Source organism: Modicisalibacter coralii (genome assembly GCF_004117855.1).
Classification (GTDB): Bacteria; Pseudomonadota; Gammaproteobacteria; order Pseudomonadales; family Halomonadaceae; genus Modicisalibacter; species Modicisalibacter coralii.
In genome coordinates, this window is record NZ_QWBW01000008.1 from 74925 (window position 1) to 101636 (window position 26712).

The 26712-nt window shown below is 63.5% G+C and carries 23 protein-coding genes; 11 read left to right on the forward strand and 12 right to left on the reverse strand.

From position 1 onward, the window contains the following. Nucleotides 1-112: 112 nt before the first annotated feature. From nadC to D0901_RS03945, 11 genes are all read right to left on the reverse strand, one after another. Complete coding sequence (gene nadC, locus D0901_RS03895) at nucleotides 113-961, reverse strand: carboxylating nicotinate-nucleotide diphosphorylase (protein WP_129138981.1); 849 nt, start codon at nucleotides 959-961, stop codon at nucleotides 113-115. Between the two features lie 175 nt (nucleotides 962-1136). Next, on the reverse strand, nucleotides 1137-3050 hold the full coding sequence (locus D0901_RS03900) for a TRAP transporter permease (RefSeq protein WP_129138982.1): 1914 nt from the start codon (nucleotides 3048-3050) through the stop codon (nucleotides 1137-1139). A gap of 41 nt (nucleotides 3051-3091) precedes the next feature. Then, a complete protein-coding gene (locus tag D0901_RS03905) occupies nucleotides 3092-4087 on the reverse strand; it encodes a TAXI family TRAP transporter solute-binding subunit (protein WP_129138983.1) in 996 nt (331 codons plus the stop codon). Between the two features lie 54 nt (nucleotides 4088-4141). Further along, nucleotides 4142-5134, reverse strand: coding sequence for an ABC transporter substrate-binding protein (locus tag D0901_RS03910; RefSeq protein WP_129138984.1), 993 nt, complete (start codon nucleotides 5132-5134; stop codon nucleotides 4142-4144). A 66-nt stretch (nucleotides 5135-5200) separates the two neighbouring features. Then, complete coding sequence (locus D0901_RS03915; RefSeq protein WP_129138985.1) at nucleotides 5201-6508, reverse strand: Rieske 2Fe-2S domain-containing protein; 1308 nt, start codon at nucleotides 6506-6508, stop codon at nucleotides 5201-5203. A gap of 612 nt (nucleotides 6509-7120) precedes the next feature. Beyond that, entirely contained in the window at nucleotides 7121-7867 is a 747-nt protein-coding gene (locus tag D0901_RS03920; protein WP_129138986.1) for a class II aldolase/adducin family protein, read from the reverse strand. 43 nt (nucleotides 7868-7910) lie between these two features. Beyond that, the gene (locus D0901_RS03925; protein WP_129138987.1) at nucleotides 7911-8396 is read right to left on the reverse strand and encodes a MarR family winged helix-turn-helix transcriptional regulator; all 486 of its coding nucleotides are present in this window, start codon (nucleotides 8394-8396) and stop codon (nucleotides 7911-7913) included. Between the two features lie 43 nt (nucleotides 8397-8439). Then, nucleotides 8440-9645 (reverse strand): Gfo/Idh/MocA family oxidoreductase, encoded by a 1206-nt coding sequence (locus D0901_RS03930; protein WP_129138988.1) that lies wholly within the window; start codon nucleotides 9643-9645, stop codon nucleotides 8440-8442. 26 nt (nucleotides 9646-9671) lie between these two features. Further along, a complete protein-coding gene (locus D0901_RS03935) occupies nucleotides 9672-10622 on the reverse strand; it encodes a PDR/VanB family oxidoreductase (RefSeq protein WP_233440349.1) in 951 nt (316 codons plus the stop codon). Between the two features lie 305 nt (nucleotides 10623-10927). Next, a complete protein-coding gene (locus D0901_RS03940; RefSeq protein WP_129138990.1) occupies nucleotides 10928-11878 on the reverse strand; it encodes an AEC family transporter in 951 nt (316 codons plus the stop codon). A gap of 108 nt (nucleotides 11879-11986) precedes the next feature. Beyond that, on the reverse strand, nucleotides 11987-12778 hold the full coding sequence (locus tag D0901_RS03945; RefSeq protein WP_129138991.1) for an IclR family transcriptional regulator domain-containing protein: 792 nt from the start codon (nucleotides 12776-12778) through the stop codon (nucleotides 11987-11989). Nucleotides 12779-12907: 129 nt separating this feature from the next. Here D0901_RS03945 and D0901_RS03950 point away from each other — a divergent pair, with 129 nt between their 5' ends. From D0901_RS03950 to D0901_RS03985, 8 genes are all read left to right on the forward strand, one after another. Further along, the gene (locus tag D0901_RS03950; RefSeq protein ID WP_129138992.1) at nucleotides 12908-14245 is read left to right on the forward strand and encodes a class-II fumarase/aspartase family protein; all 1338 of its coding nucleotides are present in this window, start codon (nucleotides 12908-12910) and stop codon (nucleotides 14243-14245) included. A gap of 163 nt (nucleotides 14246-14408) precedes the next feature. Continuing rightward, nucleotides 14409-15227, forward strand: a complete 819-nt coding sequence (locus D0901_RS03955) for a CoA transferase subunit A (protein ID WP_129138993.1) — start codon at nucleotides 14409-14411, stop codon at nucleotides 15225-15227. Beyond that, on the forward strand, nucleotides 15227-16000 hold the full coding sequence (locus D0901_RS03960; RefSeq protein ID WP_129138994.1) for a CoA-transferase subunit beta: 774 nt from the start codon (nucleotides 15227-15229) through the stop codon (nucleotides 15998-16000). The genes D0901_RS03955 and D0901_RS03960 overlap by 1 nt, the downstream gene beginning before the upstream one ends. 14 nt (nucleotides 16001-16014) lie before the next feature. Further along, nucleotides 16015-17220, forward strand: coding sequence for a 3-oxoadipyl-CoA thiolase (gene pcaF, locus D0901_RS03965; protein ID WP_129138995.1), 1206 nt, complete (start codon nucleotides 16015-16017; stop codon nucleotides 17218-17220). A 167-nt stretch (nucleotides 17221-17387) separates the two neighbouring features. After that, nucleotides 17388-18569, forward strand: a complete 1182-nt coding sequence (locus D0901_RS03970; RefSeq protein WP_129138996.1) for an alpha/beta fold hydrolase — start codon at nucleotides 17388-17390, stop codon at nucleotides 18567-18569. 287 nt (nucleotides 18570-18856) lie between these two features. Further along, the gene (locus D0901_RS03975; protein ID WP_129138997.1) at nucleotides 18857-19885 is read left to right on the forward strand and encodes a TRAP transporter substrate-binding protein; all 1029 of its coding nucleotides are present in this window, start codon (nucleotides 18857-18859) and stop codon (nucleotides 19883-19885) included. Between the two features lie 14 nt (nucleotides 19886-19899). Next, the gene (locus tag D0901_RS03980) at nucleotides 19900-20418 is read left to right on the forward strand and encodes a TRAP transporter small permease (RefSeq protein ID WP_129138998.1); all 519 of its coding nucleotides are present in this window, start codon (nucleotides 19900-19902) and stop codon (nucleotides 20416-20418) included. Continuing rightward, nucleotides 20415-21707, forward strand: a complete 1293-nt coding sequence (locus tag D0901_RS03985) for a TRAP transporter large permease (protein WP_129138999.1) — start codon at nucleotides 20415-20417, stop codon at nucleotides 21705-21707. Before D0901_RS03980 ends, D0901_RS03985 begins: the two co-directional genes overlap by 4 nt. A gap of 84 nt (nucleotides 21708-21791) precedes the next feature. Here D0901_RS03985 and D0901_RS03990 read toward each other — a convergent pair whose 3' ends face one another. Further along, complete coding sequence (locus D0901_RS03990; RefSeq protein WP_129139000.1) at nucleotides 21792-22706, reverse strand: LysR family transcriptional regulator; 915 nt, start codon at nucleotides 22704-22706, stop codon at nucleotides 21792-21794. Between the two features lie 99 nt (nucleotides 22707-22805). On the opposite strand from D0901_RS03990, the gene mdlC reads away from it, so the two are divergent. The 3 genes from mdlC (at nucleotide 22806) to pcaQ (ending at nucleotide 26709) form a co-directional block, all read left to right on the forward strand. Further along, complete coding sequence (gene mdlC / locus D0901_RS03995) at nucleotides 22806-24392, forward strand: benzoylformate decarboxylase (protein WP_129139001.1); 1587 nt, start codon at nucleotides 22806-22808, stop codon at nucleotides 24390-24392. A 73-nt stretch (nucleotides 24393-24465) separates the two neighbouring features. After that, nucleotides 24466-25515 carry a TRAP transporter substrate-binding protein gene (locus tag D0901_RS04000; RefSeq protein ID WP_129139002.1) on the forward strand — a complete coding sequence of 350 codons (1050 nt, stop codon included), beginning with the start codon at nucleotides 24466-24468 and terminating at the stop codon, nucleotides 25513-25515. A 261-nt stretch (nucleotides 25516-25776) separates the two neighbouring features. Next, nucleotides 25777-26709, forward strand: coding sequence for a pca operon transcription factor PcaQ (pcaQ, locus tag D0901_RS04005; protein ID WP_129139003.1), 933 nt, complete (start codon nucleotides 25777-25779; stop codon nucleotides 26707-26709). The last annotated feature ends 3 nt before the right edge of the window (nucleotides 26710-26712 follow it).

The following is a 26712-nucleotide window of genomic DNA, read 5'->3' on the forward strand; positions in this document are numbered from 1 at the left end:
AGGATTCGCCGACACCCCGTACAGAACAGCAATGCGTCTGGCGGACCCGAAGCAAGAGACGTGTTGGACGTAGCTGACGCGTCACTCGAAGCGGTCTCTCAAGGAGAAATCACTATAGCGATAGCCGCATCGAGAGATCCGCTGCCTTGACATCCTTTGTGAGGGTGCCTAGGGAAATGTAATCGACTCCCGTCTGAGCGATATCGGCCAGCGTATTTTCAGTAATACCGCCCGACGCTTCCAGTACAGCGCTGCCATTGTTCAACTGGACGGCTGAATACATGTCATCAAGGGTGAAATTGTCCAGCATGATAATATCGGCTTTGGCTGCGAGAGCTTGTTTCAGCTCGGAAAGGTTTTCAACTTCGATCTCGATAGGAGCCTCCAGTCCCGTCTGCCTTGCCGCTGTTATGGCTTCGCTGATACCACCGCAGGACATGATATGGTTTTCCTTGATGAGGAAACCGTCATAGAGACCTGTCCGGTGGGAATGGCAGCCACCACAGGTTACAGCATACTTCTGCGCCAGGCGTAGACCGGGCAACGTCTTGCGAGTATCCAGGAGCTTGGCGTGTGTATTGCCGACCAGGGTTGAATAGGCATGACAACGCGTAGCGATCCCCATCAGCAGCTGCAGGAAGTTGAGAGCGCTACGCTCACCGCTCAAGAGGGAGCGGGCTGAACCTGACAGGTGACACAACGGGGTATTGGCTTCGACCATGTCTCCGTCCGAAGCCACCCACTCGATCTTCACGCCTTGGTCAATTTCTCGGAAAACCTCATCGACCCATCGGCTACCACACATTACGGCACGTTCCCTTGTCGTGACAGTGGCTTCGGCGTGAATGTTCTCGGGAATCAGGTGGCTAGTGATATCGCCACTGCCGATGTCCTCCAGAAGTGCTGCGGCGACGTTGTCGTGGATGGCTCGTGCAAGGGCCTCTTTGTCAATCTCGTACATCAGGATGGTCCTTTTAGTGCTAAAAGTCGTTTTGTGAGCAGTTTCTTAAGAAGAGATTCGGAATTTTCATGCAGGATCGCCGAACGGGCGAAGCAGGGAGCTCGGCTCATAGTCAGAAAAAGGCACCCTGTGAAGGGTGCCGTAGGATAAGCCGAGGTCGTTTTGGGTTCTTAAATCATGCGGGTATTTTATGATCGCTGTGTCGAAGGTGTGGCGTAGTCACGAAACAAATGCCAAAGATCACTATGGCCACGATAACTGTCCACCAACTGGGAACGATGAACATCAGGCCCGCTACGCCAAAGCCGACTCTTTGGAGGGTTTTCAGAGGCTTTCGCCAATAGCCTTCGATTCCGATGCTCAGGAGCAGCACCCCAGCTACCGCCGTCAGGCAGGACATGGCGATATTGGGCCAACTCCCGACCAGCAGCAACCCTTCACCATAAACGAAGGCAAAGGGCACAATGAACGCCGTGATGGCCAATTTGACTGCGCCTATTGCGATTTCGGTGGGCTTTGCGTCTGCTATCGCCGACGCTGCAAAGGCGGCGACGGCTACCGGGGGCGTCATTGCCGACAAGACCGCGAAGTACAAGATGAACATGTTGGTCTGTAATACGCTGAACCCCAAGGACAGCAACGTTGGGCTGACCAGGACGGTGGCGAGAATGAAGGCAGATGGTGTGGGCATGCCCATACCGAGAATGATCGCCAAGATGGCCGAAATGACCAGTGCCAGGAACGCACTGTTACCGGCCAGCAAGAAGACCAGATCGGAGAATTTGCTGCCGAGCCCAGTCATGGAGATGCCGCCGATGACGAGCCCGGCAGCCGCACAGGCGGCCACGACAGATACCATGCGTAGGGTGGTAACCGCTAGCGCATCCCAGACCGCCCTGGGGCCCATACGGGTCGATTGCCGGAAGGCGGCAACAACCAGAACCATGAAAGTCGAAATGGCAGCCACATAGGTAGGCGAGTACCCCATGACCAGTGCGGTCGACAAGGCTATGAGCGGAACGATGAAAAGACCGCCATTTTTTAGAGTGCCCTTGAAAGACGGCGTTTCCCCTTTGGTAAGCCCACCAAGGCCCAGCTTCGTCGACCGAAGATGTACTTGGCTATAGACACACAGGTAGTAGAGGAGAGCGGGGATGATGCCAGCGATGGCGATATCCCGGTAATCAATGCCGGTGTACTCTGCCATGATAAAGGCTGCAGAGCCCATGACAGGGGGGAGCAAGCTGCCACCGGTCGAAGCAGCGACTTCGACACTACCCGAGAGCGCCTTGTTGTAACCCAGGCGTTGCATGATGGGAATGGTGACAGAGCCCGTCGTCACAACGTCAGAAGTGGGGCTGCCAGACATGGTGCCGTAGAGGCCGGAGGAGATTACTGCAATCTTGGCAGGACCTCCCGTTCTCCGTCCCGCAATGGCGGAAGATAAATTATAGAAAAATTCGGCGCCACCTGCTTTAGAAAGGAAGGTCCCGAACATGACGAACAGGAACGCATAAGTGGCCGCTACCCGCAGGGGAACGCCGAACAGGCCGTCAGAGGTGAACATCATGATGTCCATGAAGTGATTGTAACTCACTTCTCTGAAACCCAATGGACCAGGCAGCGAGTGGCCGAACAAGTTATAGACAAGGAACAGGAGAACGACACTGGTCAGGCCCATGCCGACCGTGCGACGCGTCGCTTCTATGGTGAGAAAGAGCAATACGCTGGACGCGATCAGGTCCGCTGTCTCCAGTGGGAAAAGCAGGGTTATCCTTTCAGCGATACGATCACTCTCGATGAAAAAATAAATGCCTACCGCTATGCTGGCCGTCACTAACAACCAGTCCAGCAGGCTGGGTCGGTCGGTACGGCCCTTGGGGCCAGCATTGATGACCAAGAATAATACCGCCAGCATGGCGGACAGGAAGATGACGGTCATCGTGTACAAATCAATATAGACGATGGTCGTCGTGTAAATGACCGCAATCGCTATCAAGGCAGCACATCCATGTACTGCCATGCCCAGTTTACCCTTTAGTGGCCGCCTCGTTCCCGTGCCGGCCAAGAGTTTGAAAAACGGAATCATCGAAATCATCCTCAGCAGCGAGAGTATGCCGGGTTAGTCAGTTAACGAAGCCCCGCTTCCTTCAGATAGCGAATAGCCCCTTCGTGGTAGGGCACGCCTTCGGAGGAAGCCATGACTTCGGGGGTCAACCCTTTCATCGCAGGATGAACGGTGGCGATCTTCTGGTAGTTGTCAAACAGGGCCTTGGTGATGTTGTACGCAGTCTGCTCGTCCATGTCGCTGCGTACTGCCAAGGCGGCACTGATGGTCACGGTGGGAATGGCTTCGGGAGCCCACTTGTAGGCACCGCCGGGGATGATAAAAGGCTTGGTGCCTGATTTTTCATCGACAGCCTTGACCGTGTCTTCTGAAAGCGGCAACAGAGTCAGGTCGATACTATTGCTGGCTTGCAGAATGGAGCTCTGGCGTACAAACAGGCTATTCAGGAACATATCGATGCGGCGATCCTGGATGAGATTGGACTGCTCACCTGAAGCCGCATAAATAATTTCCCCACCCCAACTTTTAATCTTGTCAGGCCCAGCGCCGATTTCGTTCAGCATGTCCATGGCAACGCTGGAGGCAATATTGCCTCGCTTGTTGATGGCGATCGTGATCGGGGGCTTGACCTTGGCAATGTCCGAAAAGGTCTTGATGCCGTATTTCTCGGCAAAGTCCTTCCGCATGACGGCCTGCATGGGGGCCCAGTTGTACAGGTTGGCAAGGACCCTGATGTCCTTGATCGGCTCCCGGAACGGAGGCGAGCCATCCTGTGCCAGCTTCAACACGGCATCCTCGATGATCGCGAGGCTGGCGTCGTCACGCTCCAGGACGGCGACATTGGCCAGGCCGCCGCCCGAAGTCTGATAGGTGATCGTCGAACCAGGGTACTCGGCCTTCAAGGCTGAGTCGATGCCAGCCCCCAGCAGCGACCACAATCCACCGGGAGAGGCACCGGCCACGGTCATTTCGTAACTTTGTGCCGAGGCAGGGTTGATGAGCAGGCTGGGAGCTATAAAGGCGGCTGTGCAGAGCGCTTTCTTGATGAACTTCTTCATTATATTCACCGTGTTTGTCAGGTTTGAAGGTTGTTTTTATAAATAACCATGAATTTATATTTTAAAACTTTCCAGGGTGGAAGGATGGAATAGATCCTCGGGTTTGAGTCGGCGACTGGAGAGGCCTTCCGCATGGTGCTGGTTCAGGAAACGCTCGAGGGTATTTTTATTTTCGGCAAAACCATACGACCAGAAGTCGTCGCCCATCAAGTTCCGGGCAGCACGGAGCTGATCTTCAACGAAGGGTAGCGTCACTTTCGTGGCGGCAGTATCGCTGAGCTTGGCCACGGCTAATGCCTTGGACTGTTCGAAGGCCTTGTAGACCGAAAACGGCAGCCAAGGGTGACGTTCGACCAGTGTCTTGCGAATGCCCAATAAATGCATGATCGGAAAGATACCGGTACGCTGGTACCAGTCCGATGCGGCCTGTTGCGGGTCGGCATAGAGATAGCCCACATGAGGGTGTCCGCGGTCGAAACAGGATGGGGCACGTGGCCCCATCACTGCGTCCAGTTCACCCGAGGCGAGCATGCCGGAAAGCGTTTCCCCTGCAGGGATGTTTTCCACATGGACGCCTTCCGGCAGATTGAGGTTGATTTTCTCGACTCGACCCGGCTGCTCGTAACCGCCGCGCAGCCAAGTGACGTCGCTAGGCTTCAGACCATGGTCTTCTTCGAGAAACAGCCGCGCCCAGACGTTGGCAGTGAGCTGGTACTCCGGAACGCCGATGCGCTTGCCTCGAAGATCCGCGGGCGTCTCGATGCCTCGGTCGGTGCGGATATAGATCGAGGTGTGGCGAAAGGCGCGCGAGGGAAACACGGGGACACCCACGTAGGGGCAATTGTCTGCCGCGGTCTTCACCGAGAAACTGCTCAGCGAAAGCTCGGTGATGTCGAATTCGGCATGACGAAAAGCGCGGAAGAAAATCTCTTCCGGGTCGTGGAGCATGAACACCGGATCCACGCCGTCGATCTGTACTTCCCCGTCGATCAAGGGACGCATGCGATCATAGTTACCTACGGCAATGGAGAGTTCTAGTTTGTTCATCAGCAGTCCTGGGTCGGTCGTTGATTGTCGTTTGCCGTGTATCAGCCGGGATCAGGAACTGATCGGCTACTTGGCTTGGGCATCCGCCGCATAGAGTTCGGCTTCCTCGGGCGCGGTGCCCAGCTCGCGCCAATCGGTTTCCTTGGGGACGACGCCCTGGAAAGATTTCAGCTTGTACTGCGGAATGCGCGGCTCTTCGGTACCAATTGCCGGTCCACCTTGCTGCATGGTCTTGGCCGCCTGGACCATCTGGCGACGGAACTCGACGATGGCGAGGTCGCTGGCACCAAGGCGGTCGTGGGTGCGGTCGGCAATGGGGCCCATGGTTTCCCACATGGCGATGTCCTGGTTGGGGATGCCGCGGATACCGGTGAAACTGGTGCCGAGCTGCATGATCCGCCGATCCTGCCAGTAATTGTTCTCGCGGTTACGGAACTTGTGGAAGCGCTCGTCCAGATCGATACCGACTTGAGCACCGAGGAATTTGCGCCAGGATTCGGTATCCGGGGTGGTGGCTTCGTCGCCCCAGGCGATGAAGTGGAATGCCGTGTGGGTATCATCGATCGGCACATGCAGAATCGCGATATCATAAAGATTATTCGGGGGAATCTGCACGGTGTAAGGAGCAATGAACAGGGTCGTACGCACATAGTCGTGCGTTTTGGCATCAGTGATTGGCCGCCGAATTGCCGCGTAACGGAATCCGAAACGAGTCTTTTGCAATTGCAGGCGCGGCGCCTTGTCCGTGGACGGACGAAGCCAGAGTTTATCGTTGGCTTCGGCACCACCGATGCGTGCGGGGACCATATCGGTGGAATGCAGGGAGGACGAGTGTGCCGAGTCGATGGCACCTTCCAGAATCTGCGCCCAGTTGCAATCGATGATGATCTTGGCGATCGATACCTTGGTTTCCGGCGTCGGCTGGAACACCGGTGCGGTGAATTCCGGCTTCTCCTCGGCGGGCCCCATGTAGACCCAGATGAAACCGGCCTCCTCGTGGGTCGGGTACGCCTTGTGCTTGACCTTTTCGGTCATTTTCGATTCCGGCGGCTCGGACGACATTTCGAGGACATTGCCTTCGACGTCCATCTTCCAGCCATGGTACAGACAGCGCAGCCCGCACTCCTCATTGCGGCCCAGCGCCAGTGATGCGCGGCGGTGAGGACACATCTCGTCCATAACACCAACGCGACCATCAGTGTCGCGGAAGGCTACCAGGTCTTCGCCCAAAAGGCGTACCCGAACGGGATCGCCGTCCGGTTCGGCGACTTCTTCGGAGAGGCAGGCAGGCAGCCAGTGACGACGCATGATCTGCCCCATGGGGGCGTCACCTTCGACACGGCAGAGGAGTTCGTTTTCTTCGTGAGTCAACATTGCACGAGATCTCCAGATTGGGTTTGCGACGCTATCCAAGCCTTGTGCAGTGAAAATGCTTAGATATCTAACTTACATGCCTAAGTTAGTCCAAGAGTCCGCAACGTCAAATACGGCGAAAGTCGTATTTTGTGCCGTATTCGCAATATTTTGAGACCTTCGTCTAGAGGGGCTTCCCGGGATCTGGCGGTAATTCTTCCGCGATCCCTTCGCGCTTGACGCGAGCCCCACGCGGCGACTCGGTATCGTTCGGCCAAGGCGTATTTTCTGATCGTAGAAAGGCGGAATGGCGAATGGTTTGCAATGACTTATAAAGCATTATCGAGCGGTACTTTATTGTCCGCGATGCGTTCGCGCACCTCGCGCTGCAGAAAAAGAGAGCACGGCCCATGCGCCTTGTGCTTGGCACTTATCGAAACTGTCGGGAAGCGGTGGCGGGCAACTACAAAAAGGCTCGTCCGATGGCATGACCGTGCGCCCCGCTCCTCGGTCAAGGGAGCGGGGCGCACGGGGTCGACTGAATTGAACACGCTGATCGGGCAGGAGTGCCGGAGCGATGGCCCCGTCAGTCGCCGTTGCCAATCATAATGGCGCCGGCGAGCGGGCGGTCGGCTAGCGACGTGCCTGGGCGCGCTGCTTCCACAGCTGCCAGGGTCTCTCGACCTGACCCTCGATCATCTCCATCGCCGTCTTGGCTTCTCCCGGGGTCAGGTATTCGACAGGACCGAGGCGCAGGGCATCGGCCTGCAGGCGTGCATTCACCTCAACGTAAACCGCCCGATAGACGGCTTGCTTGAGTGTTGGGCCGGTGACCGTCGCACCGTGTCCACGCATCAGCACGACATTATTGTCGCCCAGTGAGTGGGCCAGTGACTCGCCAAGCGGGGCGTTTCGGATCAGCAGGTCCGTGGCGTCACCAGCGACGTCGCGGATCTCGAAGATCGGGGCGCCTTCGCCGATAAAACCGCTCATGTGACACATGGGTCTCAGCGGCGTCGACTTGACCGCACTGAACGGGACCACCGAGGGTGAATGACTATGCACCACCGCCATCACGTCCGGCCGTGCCCGGTAGATCTCGCCATGGATGAAGCGCTCGAGATAGACCTTTCGCCCATCGGCGTCAACGGGGGTGCCATCCAGCTCGAACTCGATGATGTCCTCCGCGCGAACCAGGCCGGGTGCCATGTTGCGCGCGAGCAGGAAGCGATCGGGTCTGTCGGGATGGCGGACACTGACGTGACCGAAGGCATCGAGGACGCCCTCGTCGAAGAGGATGTGGTTGGCGTGAACCAGGTCTTGCAGCAGGTCGTCGCTATCCGATACCGCAGCAGCGGCTTGCGGGGTTTGGGTATTCATCTTGGGTCCCTGATGGCTGGGGTGGGGGGCCTGGCGTGTCGCGCTACTCGTTGGCCTCCGCCAGGTTGCTGATAATGGCAAGCAGGGTGCGTCGGGTCGCGCGCAGGTCGTTCTCGTCGATGCCGGACACGGCACGCTCGTTGATCGTCTCGGCAAGAGGGATCAGGGTTTCCTTGAGGTCGCGACCTTTCTGAGTCAGATAGATGTGAATATTCTTGCGGTTGCCGTTGAGTTGGCGCCGCTCGATCAATCCGTTGGCTTCCATGGCTTTCAGAGCCGTGTAGGTCGTTGGCTCCATGAGGCCGGCTTGTTCACTGAGCTCACGCTGGGTGAGCCCCTCGGTGACCCACAGGATGCGCAGAAACGACCAATGGCCGAAGCTGATGGAGTGTTCCGCTAGCCTGGTCTGCAAGCTCTTGGTGAGTACGCGTCCGGCATCGCGTATCAAGTGAGCCAGGCGGTCGTCGGGGACGTCCTCCTGCCAGTGCCGAAGCACCGTTACCGTTTCCTGGGTATTGCTTCGTGCCATCGCGGTTTCCTTTTGACGATCCAGTGGGTCTCCCAGCCAACGTTTACCTTAACGCAGGAGAGCGGGGGAGTCCCACCTGTTGGGACAACGCCACATCGCGTCCCGTGTCTGCGGACGTGAGCATGCCCAGGCAGACTTCCATGGTCGCCAGCCCCCATTCACCACAATGGATCGGCGGTCGATCGTGACGTACGGCGTCGATCAGTTCGTCCAGGACTTCACGACGAGGGATCGCCGGTGGCGCAAGCGGTTCCAGGTACTGGTGATTATCGGCATAGACTTGCACCCCTTCGGGGGTGGGGCGAAGGTCGGCGTGATCACACGAGACCAGGATGAAGCCGAAATGATTGTGCGTGATGCCCTCGAGGCTGCTGGTAGCAAGCGACAGGCCGGCGCCATAGGTGCGGGTGTTCTTGAGTGCGGCCTCTTCCTCGGGGGTCTGTACCTGGGCGAGTCTGCGTCGGGCATGACCGTACTGGCTGGGGTCGCGTGGCTGACCGAGCTCGCCCGACCAGCCACAGAACTCGTCGCTGTCGAAGTGCGCGAAGCCGCTGTAGGTCATGGTGGCGAAGGGGCCGCCCTCGAAGCTCAGCAGGGCGCCATAAGCGCCTTCGGTGGGGCGGGCGGCATCCCAGCTGCCGGTGATGGCCCGTACGCTGCTCGCTCGACCGCCTCCCAGTAGTCGCACGATATCGACCTGATGGGCGGCCTGGCTGAAGACCACGCCGCCACCGCGTGATGTATCCAGTTCCTCGGGACGTCGCGGGCGATAGAGAAAGTCGGTGAAGTTGAGCGCATGAATCATGCGGACTGCGCCGAACTCGCCGCTGTCGATCAGTTCACGGGTACGCAGATAGGGCGTATCGAAGCTGTGGCTGTGCCCGACCATCAGCCAGCGTCCGGCCTGGCGCATGGCCGCTATCATGGCCCGGCAATCCTCGAGCGAGAGTGCCATGGGCTTCTCGACGAGGACATGCTTGCCGTGCGCCGCCGCCAGTTCGACATGCTCGCGGTGAAACTGGTGCGGTGTGGCGACGTAGACGGCTTCGACATCAGGGTTGGCGCACAGCTCGGCAACGTCGGCGTAAGTCACGGCGTCGAAATCGCTTGCGAATTGCCGCCGGGCCTCCTCTCGAGGATCGGCGGCCGCAACGAGACGAATGCCAGGGTGTGCCGCCAGGGTCGGCAGCAGCAACATGAAGCCGCGACCGAGACCGGCGATCCCGAGTCGCAAGGGCGGTGGTGTCATGGGATTCTCCGGCGAAAGCGAACGGCTCATTCTGGAAGGTCGATGATTAGTTCTTCCGAGATGGCACGCGAGACGCAGACCATAATGTTGTCCTGGTGTTCGGCCTCTGACAGCACCAGGTCGCGATGGTCTGCCTCACCTTCCACCAGGCGGGTGCGACAGGAGCCACAGGTGCCGCTTTCGCAGGAGTAAGGGACGTGATGCCCGTTGGCTCTCAACGCTTCGAGAATCGACACGCCCGCCGGGACAGGCACGGCTTCGCCGGTCTTGGCCAACCGTACGGTGAAGGGCTTGTCATCTTCCTTGCTTGCTGACTTGCGCGTGCCGAAATCCTCGAAACGCACACTCGAGGATGACCAGTGCCCCGTCATATCGCGTACGGCTTCCATCAGGCCGCGCGGACCACAACAGTAGACGTGTGCGCCCTTGGGCTGCTCGAGTACCGGCCACAGGTCGTAAGCATTATCAGGGTCACCCTGGTCATGGTGAATGATGACCTTGCCACGGTACTCGGGGCCGCTCAGCTCCTCGAGAAAGGCCGTCTGGGCGGCGTCGCGCGTTAGATAATAGAGCTTGAAGGGTTTGCCGCTCGTGGCTCTGAGGTGATGGATCATCGCCATGATCGGTGTGATGCCGATACCGCCGGCGATGAAAATGTAGCGTGCCGGATTGCCCTTCAATTCAAAATCGTTATGCGGTTCAGAGACCTGAAGCTGATCCCCGACGCGGGTTTCGTCGGTCAGGCTCTTCGAGCCACCGGTCCCGGATTCCTCGCGCTTGACCGCGATGACGTAATGGTGATGCTCCTCGGGGTCGTTGCACAGGGAGTAGCGCCTTACCTGGCCGTTGGGCACCTCGACATAGATATGAGCACCGGGCGTGAACTCTGGCAGATCCTCACCCTCGGGGTGCACGAATTCGATTTGATAGATGCCCTCGGCAATGGCATCCAGTGCCTTGACTTCGAGCGCGCTCATGGGGATTTCATCGGATGGGGAGGCCATGGGAAGCACCATAATTGTCGTCAGTTTTAAAATTCTTTTATATCTAAGTATTTTGGCGAGGCAGATGCAAGTAGGGAGGCATTCAACTTTAGGGGTAGGCAAAGAGCGGTTATAAAAAACCCGGGGAGGGGCGCTGGCTGATCCTGTACATAGCCAGCGGGATTGCGATTACTCGGTTCTTTCGTGCCGCACCGACGGCGTTATCGCCGTGGTCGGGATGACGGCATGAAAGGCTGGCAGGAGGGGGGCGAGGATCACCCGTCACCAGCCAGGACCTGTCAGGACAGCGGGAGACGGTAGGTCTCGAGCAACCACAATAGACTGCTGACGGTGATGAAGGACATCAGGGTCGCCAGCATCAATGAGGCCGTGCAGAGCTCGCCGTGGCCATAGCGCTGGCCGAGGATCGGGTAGACGCTGAGCATCGGTGCGCTGGCCATGATGATTGCTGCGGTAGTCAGGGCGGGGTCGGTGGGCGGCAGCCAGAGCAGCAGCAGGAACACTGCCAAGGGATGCAGCAGCAGCTTGCCGATGACGATCTGGCCGACGTCGCCGAGCATGCCGCCGATGCGCAGCCCGTGGAGCGTGCCGCCGATCACGAACAGCGCCGTGGGCGCGGAGGCCGAGGCCAGCATGTCGATCGCCTTGGCCAACGGGGCGGGCAGTTCGAAGCCGCTGAGGGCGACGACGACACCGGCACAGATACCGATCACCAGCGGGTTGCGGGTGAGCCGAGCCAACGTCTGACGCAGCGTGATGAAGAACGAGGCGTCCTGCTGGCGTCCTGCCTCGGCCAGCGCCAGCGCGGTGGGGATCATCAGCAGGTTCTCGACCACCATACTCAGCGCCATGGCGATGACCGCGGTTGACCCGACAGCCATGGCGGCGATGGGATAGCCGATGAAGCCGCTATTGGAGGCCGACATGCCCAGCGCCATGATGCCGCTATCGCCGAGCGACTTGCGGCGCACCCGGGTCATGAACAGCAGAGCGCCGGCGAAGGCCGCCACCGAGCCCAAAACATAGGCGCTCAGATAGACCGGATCGAAGACCTCGCTCAGCGGGTGCTCGACCAGGGCGCGGAAGATCAGCGAGGGCAGCGCGAAGTTGATCACGAAACCGCCTAGCCCCTGGACCTGAGCCTTGCTGAGCAGCCGGGTCATGACGGCCAAATACCCAATGCCGATCAGCAGGAAGATCGGGGTGGTGATGGCAAGTATGTCGAGCACGGCGAATTCCTTGATGAGCAACGTGTTTCGCGGTGATGCATGATCCCGTTGCGCAGCTATTCGAGGATCGGGACACGCGATCGCCGAGGCACGTTGCCGCTGCCGGTGTCAGCTGACCTGACTGGCGATCTGCTGCGCTTTCTCGCGGAGCAGTGGCAGAAAGTTCTCGCTCAGCGTTGTCAGGTCGATGCGAGCCGCATTGGTGCTCACGTTGATCGCGCCGAGCAGCTTGCCGTGAGCGTCGAAGGTGGGTACGGCGAGCGAGCGCAGGCCGGAGTCGAGTTCCTGGTCGACGATGCAGTAACCCTGCTCGCGCACCCGGCGCAGGCAATCGCGGAGTTCGGCCTTGTCGGTAATGGTTTGCTCGGTATACCGCTCGAGGGTCACCGTCTCGAGCAGGGCGTCGAGCTCGTCGTCGGGCAACTGCGCGAGCAGCACGCGGCCCATCGAAGTCACTACCGCCGGCAGGCGGGTGCCGATCGACAGGGTGATCGCCATCAGCCGGTGCGGCGCCGCCGAGCGGCCGACGTAGATCACGTCGCTGCCATCGAGCACGCCCAGTGACGACGATTCACCGGTCTGCTGGGTAATGTCCTCGAGATGTTGCTGAATCACTGTGCGGTAGTTGTTGGCCGAAAGAAAGGCGTAACCGAGCTGCAGTGTCTTGGGTGCCAGTTCGAAATGGCGATGCTGCTTGCGCACGTAGCCCAAGGCATTGAGCGTCAGCAGGAAGCGCCGGGCGCGGGCGCGGTTCATGCCGGTCTTGGCGGCAACCTCGCTGAGCGTCATGCGCGGGTTGGCATGATCGAAGGCGAGTATGACATCCAGGCCGCTGGCCAGTGCAGTCACGAAATCGCGATCGTCCGGGCTGAGGCGTTCATCCTTGCTCTGTGTGGTCATGGGGGTGGCGCCATCGTGTCGCTGATCGTTGCATTGCTCGGTCATCGTGCCGACTCTAGCATAGAGTTCGAAATGCGAACATATGTCCGCCAATGCGCCATTGGTGGTAGGAGCCGACGGAGAAAATCCATGTACGAGCAGTTGTTACGCCACCCCTTCACGAGCGTCAGCGGTCGCGAGCACTGCCGGGCCCGGGACCTCGTCGCGGCGATGCGCGACGTGGAGCTGGCCCTGGCCGCCGAGCAGGAGCACCTGGGCCTGCTGCCCGACGGGACTGCCGAGGCGCTGGGCCGGCACCTGCCGCTCGAGGCCTTCGACACCGAGGCCCTGGCGCTCGACACCGCCAAGGGCGGCAATGCCGCGATCCCCTTCGTCAAGCAGGCCAAGGCGGCCCTACCCGATGCATTGAAGCCGTATTTCCACCGTGGGGCAACCAGCCAGGACATCGTCGACAGCGCATTGATGCTGTTGATCAAGCCGCGGTTGACACGCTGCCGACACCTTCTGGGGGAGGCCATCGACGCCGGGCGGGGGCTGATGATCGCGCATCGCGAGACGCCCATGGTCGGACGCACGCTGATGCAGCAGGCGCTGCCGATCACTTTCGGCGCCAAGGTCGGCCAGTGGCTGTGGGGGCTGCACCAGGCCGGCGAACGCCTGGATGCGGTGATCGACGCGGGGCTCTACGTGCAGTTCGGCGGCGCCGTGGGCGTGCACTCCGGGCTCGACGACGCCGGCGTGACGATCATGAGCGGCATGGCCCGCCGCCTGGGCCTGGCCGAGCCGTGGCTGCCCTGGCACACCGAGCGTCAGCCGATCCATGCCCTGGGTTGTGCCCTCGACGCCGTGGCGGTGGCCGCCGAGAAGGTGGCGCTGGATGTCGCCCTGCTGACCCAGACCGAGATCGGCGAACTCGCCGAACCCGCCGAGGCGGGCGTCGGCGAATCGTCGTCGATGCCCCACAAGCGCAATCCGGTGGGCTGCGCCCGCATTCGTGCCGCGGCGCGCCAGATCCATGCCGCGCTGAACGTGCTGGCCAACGCCGGTGCGCAGCCGCTCGAGCGTGGCTTGGGCGAATGGCACGCCGAATGGGCCCCGCTACTCGACGCGGTGCTGCTGCTCGAGGGGGCACTGGAGACCCTGCGCCAGCTGCTCGGTGGGCTCGAGGTCCACCCCGAGGCCATGGCACGCAACCTGGCGGTCACCGGCGGGGCGATCATGGCCGAGCCGGCCGCGCGCTTCCTGCAGAGCGTGCTGGACAGCGACGATGCCCGGCGTGTCGCCCGCGAGGCTTCGGAAACCGCGCGTCGCGATGGCGTGACCTATGCCGAGGCGCTGCTGGCTCACGAGCGGGTGGCGGGCAGCGGCATCGACGCCGAGGCGTTGCGCCGGGCGGTGCATCCGGAATCATACATTGGTAGTAGCCGGCAACTGGTCGAACGCGTCCTGGAGCGGCTCGGCGGCTGACAAGTGACTGTTTGCGCAGGGGATCACGGGGTTCTCACGCCGCCACCAGGGGCCCGTCGTGGCGCGCCGTGCGGTTTGACGATCGATGACTTCGCGATTACTTTGTTCGTATCACAAACCCATGTTCACTTAGCGAACAATTCGTGTTGAGAGAGACCACACCATGGCCGAAGTCCTCAGCCTGCATGACGCGGTGGCGCGCTACGTCGATGACGGCGCCACCGTTGCCATGGAAGGCTTTACCCACCTGATCCCCTTCGCCGCCGGTCACGAGATCATCCGCCAGGGCAAGCGCGACCTGACGCTGGTGCGCATGACGCCGGATCTGATCTACGACCAGTTGATCGGTGCCGGCTGTGCCCGGAAGGTGATCTTCTCGTGGGGCGGCAACCCCGGCGTGGGCTCGCTGCACCGCTTGCGCGACGCCGTCGAGAAGGGCTGGCCGCACCCGGTCGAGATCCTCGAACACAGTCACGCCGCCATGGCCTGCGCCTACGAGGCCGGTGCCGCCGGCCTGCCCCTGGCGGTACTGCGCGGCTACATCGGCAGCGATCTGCCCAAGGTCAACGACCAGATCAAGTTCATCGAGTGCCCGTTCAGCGGCGAGCGGCTTGCCGCGGTGCCGTCGATCCGGCCCGATGTCGGCGTGATCCACGCCCAGAAGGCCGACCGCAAGGGCAACGTGCTCATCGAGGGGATCATCGGCGTGCAGAAGGAGGCGGTACTGGCGGCCAGGCGCAGCATCGTCACCGTCGAAGAGATCGTCGACGACCTCGAGGCCACCCCCAACGCCTGCGTGATCCCCGGCTGGGCGATCGATGCCATCGCCGTGGCCGAGCAGGGCGCCTACCCGTCCTATGCGCACGGCTACTACCCGCGCCACAACCGCTTCTACAAGGAGTGGGACGCCATCGCCCGTGACCGCGACAGCTTCAACGCCTGGCTCGAGGAAAACGTCTACAACGCCGGAGGAGCGTCCTGATGACTCTCGAATACACCTCTGCGGAAATGATGACCGTTACCGCGGCGCGGGCGCTGGAAAACGGCACCACCTGCTTCGTGGGGATCGGCCTGCCCAGCGAGGCCGCCAACCTGGCACGCTTGACCCACGCCCCCGACGTGGTGCTGATCTACGAGTCCGGCACGCTGCAGACCAAGCCCGAGGTACTGCCGTTGTCGATCGGTGATGGCGAGCTGTGCGAGACCGCCTTGACCACCGTCTCGGTCCCCGAGATGTTCCGCTACTGGCTGCAGGGCGGGAAGGTCGACGTGGGCTTTCTGGGCACGGCGCAGATCGATCGCTACTGCAACCTCAACACCACCCTGATCGGCGACTACCGCGAGCCCAAGGTGCGCCTGCCGGGCGGCGGCGGGGCGCCCGAGATCGCCACCAATGCCGGCGAGGTGTTCATCACCGTCAAGCACTCCAAGCGCACCTTCGTCGATGGCGTCGATTTTGTCACCACCCTGGGTTTCGGCCGCGATGGTACCGCCCGCGACGGCGTGCCCCACATCGGCAAGGGCCCGACGCGGGTGATCACCGACCTGTGCGTGATGAAGCCCGACCCCGAGACCAAGGAGCTGGTGGTGGTGTCGCTGCATCCGGGCGTCACCGCCGAGCAGGTCCAGGACGCCACCGGCTGGGAGATCCGTTTCGCCGAGCGGCTCGAGACCACGGCCGAGCCCAGCGACAAGGAACTCGAGGTGCTGCGCGAACTCAAGGCGCGGACCGAACGCCATCATTCCGGCGAGTGAAGGGGAGAGAACGCATGAACGATGTCTATCTGTGCCGGCCGCTGCGTTCGCCGGTGGGCCGCTTTGGCGGCACCCTGGCCAGCGTGCGCCCCGATGACCTGGCGGCGCGGCTGTTCGAGGCGGTGCTGGCGCAGCATCCCGGGGTCGATCCCGCGGCGATCGACGACGTGATCATGGGCTGCGCCAACCAGGCCGGCGAGGACAACCGTAGCGTGGCCCGCATGGCGGCGCTGCTCGCCGGATTGCCGACCTCGGTGCCCGGTTCGACCGTCAACCGCCTGTGCGGTTCGAGCATGGACGCCATCGGCACCGCGGCGCGGGCGATCCGCGCCGGCGAGGCCGACCTGATCCTGACCGGCGGCGTCGAATCGATGTCGCGGGCGCCCTACGTGATCGGCAAGGCCGAGACGCCGTTCTCGCGCGGTCAGCAGATGGAGGACACCACCATCGGCTGGCGCTTCGTCAACCCGCTGATGGAGAAGCGCTACGGTACCCACTCGATGCCCGAGACCGCCGAGAACGTCGCCGAACAGTTCAATATCTCGCGCGAGGATCAGGACCGTTACGCCTATCGTTCGCAGCAGCTGACCCAGGCGGCCCAGGAGGCCGGCCGGCTCGGCGAGGGGATCGTGCCGATCGAGATTCCGCGACGCAAGCAGGCGCCGCTGATCTTCGATCGCGACGAGCACCCGCGTCCCGAGACCACCCTCGAGAAGCTCGCCAAGCTGCCCACCCCGTTCCGCGAGAACGGCACCGTCACCGCCGGCAACGCCTCCGGGGTCAACGACGGCGCGGCGGCGATGTTCGTCGCCAGCGAGGCGGCGCTGGAGCGCTTCGACCTGGAGCCGGTGGCACGCATCCACGGCATGGCCACCGCCGGCGTCGAGCCGCGGATCATGGGCGTCGGCCCGGTACCGGCGACGCGCAAGCTGCTCGACAAGCTGGGCATGAGCATCGATCAGATGGACGTGCTCGAGCTCAACGAGGCCTTCGCCGCCCAGGTGCTGGCGTGCGCGCGCGAACTGGGCGTGGCCGACGACGACCCGCGGCTCAACCCCAACGGCGGCGCCATCGCGCTGGGCCACCCGCTGGGCATGTCCGGCGCGCGTATCGTCAGCTCGGCGGCCTATGAACTGGCGCGCAGCCACAAGCGCTTCGCGCTGTGCACCATGTGCATCGGCGTGGGCCAGGGCATCGCCACGGTGATCGAGCGGGTCTGACGCACGAGAAAAGAGGGAAGAGAGAAGAAGACAGAGGAACATCGAGGTGTTCCTTTTTCCGGTGCCAAGCACCGGGCCTGCGTCTCGAGCGGCGAAGCCGCGCTCTTCCGTCTCAGTCGAATCGGGCGCCGAGCCTCGTCTCGGCGCCTTGCCATGGGAGAATATGAATGGCTTTTCTGACCATCAACGGCCGCAGCGTCGCCTATCGCCTGCTGGGCGCCGAGGCCAATCCGCTGGTGCTGCTGGCGCATCCGCTGGGCATGAGCCAGGCGGTGTGGGACGACATCCTGGCGCGGCTGCTGCCGCGCTACCGGGTGCTGACCTGGGACCTGCCCGGGCACGGCGCCAGCCAGGCCTGGCCGGCGGACGGCGGCGACATCACCCCGGCCGAGCTGGCCCGGGAGGCGCTGGCGCTGGCCGACCACGCCGGGGCCGAGCGCTTTCACGTCGTCGGCACCTCGATCGGCGGGGTGATCGGCCAGCAACTGATCGCCGCCCACGGCGAGCGACTGCTGTCCGCGTCCCTGACCAACACCGGCGCGGTGATCGGCAATGCCGAGCTGTGGAACACCCGGGCCCGGCGCGTGCGCGAGGAAGGCCTGGCGGCGATGGCCGGCGAGATCGTGCCGCGCTGGTTCGCGCCGGCGCGGGTCGAGGCCGACCCGGCGCTGAAGGACGGCTGGTGCGTGTCGATGGGCCGCGGCGACGACGAGTCCTACGCGCGACTCTGCGAGATGCTGGGACGCGATACCTTCACCGGCCGGTTGAGCGGCAAGGGGGTGACGGTTCACCTCTACGGCGGCAGCGAGGACGCGGCGACCCCGCCGGCCACCCTCGAGACGCTTGCCGGGGAGTGCGACGGCGCGCCGCTGACGATCCTCGACGGGGTCGGTCATGTGCCCTCGGTCGAGGTCCCCGAGCGCTTCGCGGCGGCGCTGCTCGAAGCGTTGGCGGTGGATCTGGGCGATGTCGGTGCGCACGGCGTCGATTACGCCACCGGGCTCGAGACGCGCAAGCAGGTGCTCGGCGAGGCGCATGTCGCGCGCTCCACCGACAACGCCACCTCTCTCGACGCGCCCTTCCAGCGGATGATCACCCGCCTGGCCTGGGGCGAGCTGTGGAGCAACGACGACCTGACGCGTCGCGAGCGCAGCATGATCACCACCGGCATCCTCGCCGCGCTGGGCCGTGAGGAGCTGGAGTTGCATCTCAAGACCGCCCGCCGTATCGGCCTGAGCGAGGCCGAGCTGCGTCAGGTGCTGATGCACGTGGCGATCTACGCCGGAGTGCCGGCGGCCAACCATGCCTTTGCATTGGCCAAGACGCTGGGGTGGGGCGACGCCCGATAGCGCGTGTCGGTGCGACGAAGCGCCCGGGCCGGGTCCGCGTGGCCCGGGCGTTCGTCGTTTGGGCGGCGGCCTACGACCAATGTCGGTCACCGATCTTGCAAATTGACAAGTTTATATGCGGTTTCGCTGCTTTCATGGCCCACGGGCGTGCCAGAATACGCGGCAGGGTCGTGAGTTCGTCAGACGAACTAACGTTCGTCTAATAGACAAAACGGCCGTCTCCGACAACGATAAGCGCCAATCCGAGCGCCTCGATCAGGCTCATCGCCAATTGGAAGGGACCCATCATGAATCGTACCTTTGCACGCTGCCTTCTCGCGCTTTCCGTCGCCGGCCTGACCGCGGGTGCCACCACGGCCCAGGCGTCGACCACGCTGCGTCTGTCGCATTTCTGGCCGGGCGCCTCGGCCATCAACCAGCAGATCTTCGAGCAGTGGGCCAAGCGCGTCGAGGAGCAGTCCAACGGCGAGATCAAGATCCAGAACTTTCCGTCACAGACACTGAGTCAGGCCGATGAAACCTACGACGCCGCGGTCAACGGTATCGCCGACATCGGCATCACCGCCCAGGGCTATACCAACGGCCGTTTCCCGTTGAGTCAGATCGTCGAGCTGCCGGGCGTGGCGGAGTCCGCGCCGCAGGGCGCCTGTGTGCTGCAGACCCTCTACGACGACGGCAAGATCGCCAGCGAGTACGACAACTCGCACGTGCTGTTCCTGTTCACCACCGGGCCGGGCTATATCCATACCAAGGATACCGACGTGCAGAAGCCGAGCGATCTCGAGGGGTTGCGTATCCGTCGACCGACGGCGGTGGCCGGCGAGATTCTCGAGAACATGGGCGCGCAGCCGGTGGGCATGCCGGCGCCGGACATCTACACCTCGCTGCAGCGTGGCGTGATCGACGGTCTGAGCTTCCCCTGGGAGGGCATCAATAGCTTCCAGTTGGGTGAGCAGCTCCACTACCACACCCAGGTGCCGTTCTACACGCTGATCTTCGTCGCGACGATGAACCAGCAGGCCTATGACCGGCTCAGCCCCGAGCAGAAGCAGGTCATCGACGACAACTCCGGCATGCAGTGGGCCGAGAAGGCCGGCGCCGTGTTCGCCGCCCAGGACCGGGCCGGCAAGCAGCAGGCCGAGAAGGCCGGTGACACCATCCGTGTCGTCGATCATCCGCTGGACGACCCCGACTGGCAGCAGCCGCTGCGCAACGGGATCGACAACTATCTGAGCGAACTCGAAGCGCGGGGCCTGGATCAGGCGCGCGACGTCTATCAGGCGGCGCTGGACGCCAGTCAGTCCTGCGCCCAGTGAGTCGGAGAGACTGAATGCAAGTCTTGCTACGAATCAGCCGCTGGCTGGAGATCATCGGCCGCGTCATCGCCGGCGTGGCCCTGCTGGCCATGCTCGGGGTGACGGTGGTCGATGTGGCCCTGCGTTACCTCTACCGCCTCAGCGACGGTGCCCTGTCGCTGAGCGTGGTGGGTAGCGTCGAACTGGTCAGCTATCTGATGTTGTTCGCGATCCTGGCGGCCATGGCCGCCAACGTCGAAAAGGCCCAGGTGGTGGTCGAGGCCTTCAGTCATGGCCTGAGCGACACCCTCAAGGCGCGTATCGCCGGCGTCTATCTGCTGGGATTCGTCGTGCTGGGTGCGATCCTCTGCTGGGGGCTGTGGGACTCCGGGGCGAGTGCCGCCGACTATGGCGAGACCACCCAGGACCTGCGCCTGCCCATGGCGCCCATCTATTTCTTCGCCGCCGGGCTGTGTGCCCTGCTCAGCGTGCGCTGCCTGCTGCACGCCGTGCTCGGCGCGGTGTTCGCCCATCGCGTGGAGGCCGTCGAATGAGTAGTGAAATGATCGGTGCCGTCGGCCTGGGTCTGCTGCTGGTGATGATGGTGCTGCGCGTGCCGGTGGCGCTGTGCATGCTGTTCGTCGGCGTCGGCGGTTTCTCCCAGGTGATCTCCTGGAGCGCGGCGATCTCGATGGTCAAGTCGGTGCCCGTGGAGGTGCTGTCGAACTACAGCTTCAGTGCGGTGCCCATGTTCATCCTGATGGGGGTACTGGCCGCGCATTCCGGCATGGCCGGCAAGCTGTTCGATTCCACGCGAACCTTGTGCGGTGGCTGGAAGGGCGGTCTGGCGATCGCCGCGGTGGGCTCGTGCGGGATGTTCTCGGCGATCTCCGGCTCGTCGCTGGCCACCGCCAGCACCATGACCCGTGTTGCCCTGCCGGAGATGGAGCGCCTGGGCTACAATCGCGGCCTGGCCACCGGGGCGCTCGCCGCCGGCGGCACCCTGGGGATCATGATCCCGCCGAGCATCGCGCTGCTGATCTACGCCATCCTCACCGAGCAGTCGGTGGGCGACATGTTCATCGCCGGCTTCGTGCCCGGCCTGATGGGCCTGCTGTTCTACGCCCTGACGGTCACCGTGGTGGTCCACCTCAAGCCCTCGCTGGCGGTGCCCGGCGAGCCGACCTCGTGGCGCGAGAAGATCGCCTCGCTAGGCGGTCTGCTGCCGTTCTTCGCGGTGTTCCTGGTGATCATCCTGGGGATCTACTTCGGCCTGTTCACGCCCACCGAGGGGGCCAGCGTCGGTGCCTTCGCCACGCTGCTCTATGCCCTGGTCAAGGGGCTGCGCGGCAGGGAGCTGTGGGTCGCCACGCAGGAGACCCTGGCGCTGTCGACGGTGGTGTTCTTCATGCTGGTGGGGGCCGACACCCTGGGCTATTTCATCTCGGTGTCGCGCATCTCGTTCTCGATCAGCGACTTCATCTACGGCCTGTCACTGTCGCCGATGGCGGTCCTGCTGTGCATCCTGCTGCTCTACTTCGTGCTGGGGATGTTCATGGACTCGATCGCCATGCTGGTGATCACCGTGCCGGTGGTCTTCCCGATCGTCCAGGCGCTGGGCATCGATCCGGTGTGGTTCGGCGTGGTCACCGTGCTCACCGTCGAGCTCGGCCTGATCACCCCGCCGGTGGGCATGAACGTCTTCGTCATCAAGGCGATGGCGCCCCACGTGGGGCTGGGCGAGATCTTCCGCGGAGTGGCGCCGTTCATCCTCTCCGACTTCGTGCGCCTGACGCTGCTGATCCTGTTCCCGGTGCTGTCCACCTATCTGTTGACCGTCTGACCCTCCGACTCCCAGAGATTGCCGCCGTGTGCCCCGTGCCGCGGCGGCTTTTTTGTTGCCCGAGCGGGCGGCGCGAGAGGGTGTTCAGGACGGTGTGTGGTCGAGAGCGTCGTCGATTGCGGCGACGACCGAGTCATGGAACCAGCGCTGCGCGGGGGCCCGGGTGGCTGGCTCGTACCAGTGCAGGGCGACATCGAACTCGGGCACCGTGAACGGCAGTTCGACGATCTTCAAGGGCAGCTCGACGGCGAAGCGACGGGCGATCTGACCCGGCACGATCGCCACCAGGTCGCTCTCGATCAACAGTCGTGGAAGGATCGAGAAGTGCGGCACCTCGAGGCTGATCTTGCGCAGGATGCCCCGTTCGCGCAGCACCTCGGCTGCCAGGCCGTGCCCCGAGGAGGGCGTTACCACGGCGTGACGGGCCGCGAGAAACTGGTCGAGGCTCATGTGCGCGCCGATCGTGGGGTGCTCGCGGGCCATCAACGCCACGTAGCGCTCGCGAAGGAGCGCGCGTCGGGCGATCGCCGGGGCATGGAGCGGCCGACTGCAGATGGCGGCATTGACGGTACCGCTGACCAGCCAGTCGCCGACCCGCTCGATCTCCAGCGGCACCACTTCCAGTTCGACTTGCGGGGCCAGGGCCTGAAGGCGGGCGAGGATAGGGGGCAGCAGGGTCATTTCGCCGAGATCCGTCAGTGCCAGCCGGTAGCGACGTTCGCTGCTCGCGGGATTGAAGTCGCGGCTGCTTTCCACCGCACCGTCGATGCACGCCAGCGGGTCGCGGAACTGACGATAGAGCTGCTCGGCCACGAAGGTCGGCGCCATGCCCTCACGGCGGCGCACGAACAGCTTGTCGTCGAACAATTCGCGCAGACGCCCCAGCGCGTAGCTCACCGACGGCTGGGTGACGTGCAACCGCTCGGCGGCGGCGGTGACGCTGCGGGCCTCGTAAAGAACGACGAAGGTGCGTATCAGATTGAGATCGGTCTGTGCCATAAAATAAAGGATGTCTATTTTTTATAGAAAAACTATCGATTTGATCGATTCTATCGCGGCGGCTAGCGTGGGACCATGTCCTCATTGGCCGGAGCCCTCATGCCCAGCGTTCACGCCATCACCTACCAGCTCCTCAGACGTCGGGGGTTGACCACCGTCTTCGGCAATCCCGGTTCCAACGAGCTGCCATTCCTCAAGGACTTTCCCGAGGACTTCCGCTACGTGCTCGGCCTGCACGAAGGCGTGGTCGTGGGCATGGCCGATGGCTATGCCCAGGCCAGCGGCCGCCCGGCGCTGGTCAACCTGCACGCGGCGGCGGGCTCGGGCAATGCCATGGGAGCGCTGACCAATGCCTGGTATTCCCACACCCCGCTGGTCGTCACCGCCGGTCAGCAGGCGCGCGAGATGCTCGGTGTCGAGGCGATGCTGGCCAACGTCGATGCGCCCCAGTTGCCCAGGCCGCTGGTCAAGTGGAGCTACGAACCCGCCTGCCCGGCGGATGTGCCACGGGCGCTCAGTCAGGCGATCCACATCGCCGGACTGCCGGCCCGCGGGCCGGTGTATGTGTCGATCCCCCACGATGACTGGGACAAGCCGGCCGACGAGGATGCCGAGGCGTTGCTTTCGCGCACGGTCAGCGATGCCGGAACGCCGTCGGCGGCCCAGCTCGACGCTCTGGCCCAGCGACTCCAGGACGCGCGCAACCCGGTACTGGTGCTGGGCCCCGAGGTCGACGCTGTGGCGGCCAATGCCCTGGTCGCGGACCTGGCCGAGCGCCTGGCCGTGCCGGTCTGGGTAGCGCCCTCGGCATCGCGCTGTCCGTTCCCGACCCGCCACGCCAGCTTCCGAGGCGTGCTGCCGGCAGCGGTCGCCGGCCTGGCGCGGTGTCTCGAGGGGAACGATCTGATCGTCGCCATCGGGACCCCGGTGTTTCGCTATCACCAGTACGACCCGGGCCGCTACCTGCCCGAGGGCGCCACTCTGGTGCAACTGACCAGCGACCCCCAGGAGGCCGCCCGGGCGCCCATGGGCGACGCCTGGGTCGGCGATATTCACGCCACCCTGGAAGGATTGCTGACGCGGCTGACCGCCGTCGACCGTCCGCAACCCGAGCCAAGGCCGCGTCCGGCAGCGGTGGAGGACCCGGCCGACCGGCTGGCTCCGGAAACCGTCTTCGACGTGCTCGACGCCCTGGCCCCGGAAGATGCCATCTACGTCAAGGAGTCGACCTCGACGGTCACGGTGTTCTGGGAGCGCGTCGAGATGCGCCATCCCGGCAGTTATTTCTTTCCGGCTGCTGGCGGTCTGGGGTTCGGCATGCCGGCGGCGGTGGGCGTGCAACTCGCCAGTCCCGAGCGCCGGGTGATCGGCGTGATCGGCGACGGCTCGGCGAACTACGCGATCACTGCCCTGTGGACGGCAGCGCAGTATCGCATCCCGGTGGTCTTCGTGATCCTGCGCAACGACACCTACGGTGCGCTGCGCTGGTTCACCCGGCAGTTCGATGCGGGCGAGGTGCCGGGCCTCGACGTGCCGGGCCTGGACTTCTGTTCGCTGGCACGGGGCTATGGCGTCGAGGCGCGCTTCACGTCACGCCGCGAGGAGTTCGAGGATGCGCTGCGCGACGCACTGACGGCCGATACGCCCACCCTGATCGAGGTGCCCACCACCACCATCGAGCCCTGAATCGCGCTGCGCTCGAGCCGAGCCGAAGAGGCCGGCGATATCTCTACCCACAACAGCACAACACGAGGTAGCCATGAATCACGCCATCTCACGGGGTCTCGCGACCTGTCTCCTGCCGGCGCTGACGCTACTGGTGTCTTCCGGCGCCGATGCCGCAACAACACTGCGCATGGGACACATATGGCCGGCCGGTTCGGCGGTCAACCAGCAGGTCTTCGAGGCCTGGGCCGATGCCATCGAGCGGGAGTCCGACGGTCGGCTGGAGGTGCAGAACTACCCCTCCCAGACGCTGACGCCGGCCAACCAGGCCTACGACAGTGCGGTCAATGGCATCGCCGATATCGCCATCACGCTGCAGGGCTATACCGCCGGACGCTTTCCGCTCACCGAGATCGTGCAGTTGCCAGGTGTCTCGAGCAGCGCCGTGCAGGGCTCCTGCATCCTGCAATCGCTCTACGACGAGGGCAGGATCGACCAGGAGTATGACGATACCCACGTGCTGTTCCTGTTCACCACCGGACCAGCCTATCTGCATACCCGCGACACCGAGATCGAGACCCCGACGGATCTCCAGGGACTGCGCATCCGGCGTCCCAGTGAGGTCGCCGGCGAGATGCTCGAGCGCATGGGCGCTCAGCCGGTGGGAATGCCGGCACCGGATATCTACAGCGCCATGCAGCGCGGGGTGATCGATGGCCTGAGCTTTCCCTTCGAGGCGATGAAGGTCTTTCGTATCAATGAGTTGACCAAGTATCACCTGCAGATCCCGTACTATTCGGGGGCGCTCGTCGCGACCATGAACCAGCGCGCCTACCAGCGGCTGCCCGACGATCTGAAGACAGTGATCGATGACAACAGCGGCATGGCCTGGTCGCTCAAGGCCGGCGGGGTGTTCGCCGAACTCGACAAGGCCGGGCGCGAGCAGGCGCTCGAGCAGGGCGACGTCATTCATGAAGTTGCCGATCCGCTCGCCGACCCCGACTGGTCCGGGCCACTCGAGGCGGGTACCCGGCGCTATCTCGGGCGTCTCGCCGAACGGGGGCTCGACCAGGCCGAGGGCATCTATCATGAGGCACTCGATCTGCGCGACCGGTGTGCGGTGTCGCGTGACGAGGCTTCGTGATGGGGCCCCTCATCGACCACCCGGGAGCGCGGAAGCTGGCGGTCGGGAAGAGGCTGGCCCCCCATGCCCGGCAAGGGAGGCGCGCCCAGGGGCCACGCGTGCTTCGGCGGCGATAGGGTGATCGCCGAGCCCGGCGAATCCGCACGGACGACACTACAGCCGGCCCGCGTCTCTCCTCGATCCGATGGACCGGGCCGCTGACCCGGCGGCATACCTGGGTTACAGTCGGGGGCTCGTCGTCTCGGGGGTCATCGTCGAATCATGCTCAACCCGCGTATCAAGCTGCGTCACCTGCAGGCCTTTCTCGAACTGGCCAAGCGGCGCAGTTTCGTGCGCGCCGCGGAGGGGCTGGCGATCACCCAGCCGGCGCTCTCCAAGGCGATTCGCGAACTCGAGGACAATCTCGGCACGCCGCTGTTCGAGCGGACCCCGCAGGGCGTGTCGCTCAACCAGGCCGGGCTGACCCTGCTGCGCCACGCCGGCCCGGCACTGCGTGCGCTGGAAGAGGGTGTCACCGCGATCGGCAACGGCCTGGGACGCGAGCGGCGGGTGCGCGTCGGCGCGTTGTCCACCGTCGAGAGCCGTTTCCTGCCCAGGGCCATCGAGCGTCTGCATGCCCGCCATGCGGACATCGGCGTGCGGGTCGTCGGTGGCCCCAGCGCCTATCTGCTGTCGCGGTTGCGTGCCGGAGAGCTCGACCTGGTGGTGGGGCGCATGACGGCGGCGCGGGAGATCCGCGACTTGACCTTCGAGCACCTCTACTACGAATCACTGGTATTCGCCGTGCGCCACGACCACCCCCTGGCGGGGCTCGTCGCCCCGGCGCCGGCGCGGCTAAGCGAGTTTCCCTGGGTATTGCCGCTGCCCCAGACCACGCTGCGTCAGCAGGTCGACAGCTTCTGCGTGCGTCACGGCCTTGACGTGCCCGGGCGTGTGGTGGAAACCCTGTCGTTGGCGATCAGCCGTCACTACGTGCTGGACGGCGACGCCTTGTGGGTCGCCGCGCCCCGCGAGGCGGTGGCCGGGGACGTCGAGGCCGGGCGGCTCGCCGTGCTGGATATTGCCCTGGAGGAGCAGGGCGGCTCGGTGGGTCTGTGCACCAATGCGTCTCTTCAGCCCTCGCTGGCGCTGGAGGCCTTCTGCGAGAGCCTGCGCGAGGTCGCGGCCGAGCGCCGCGACGCCGCCACGCAGTGAGGT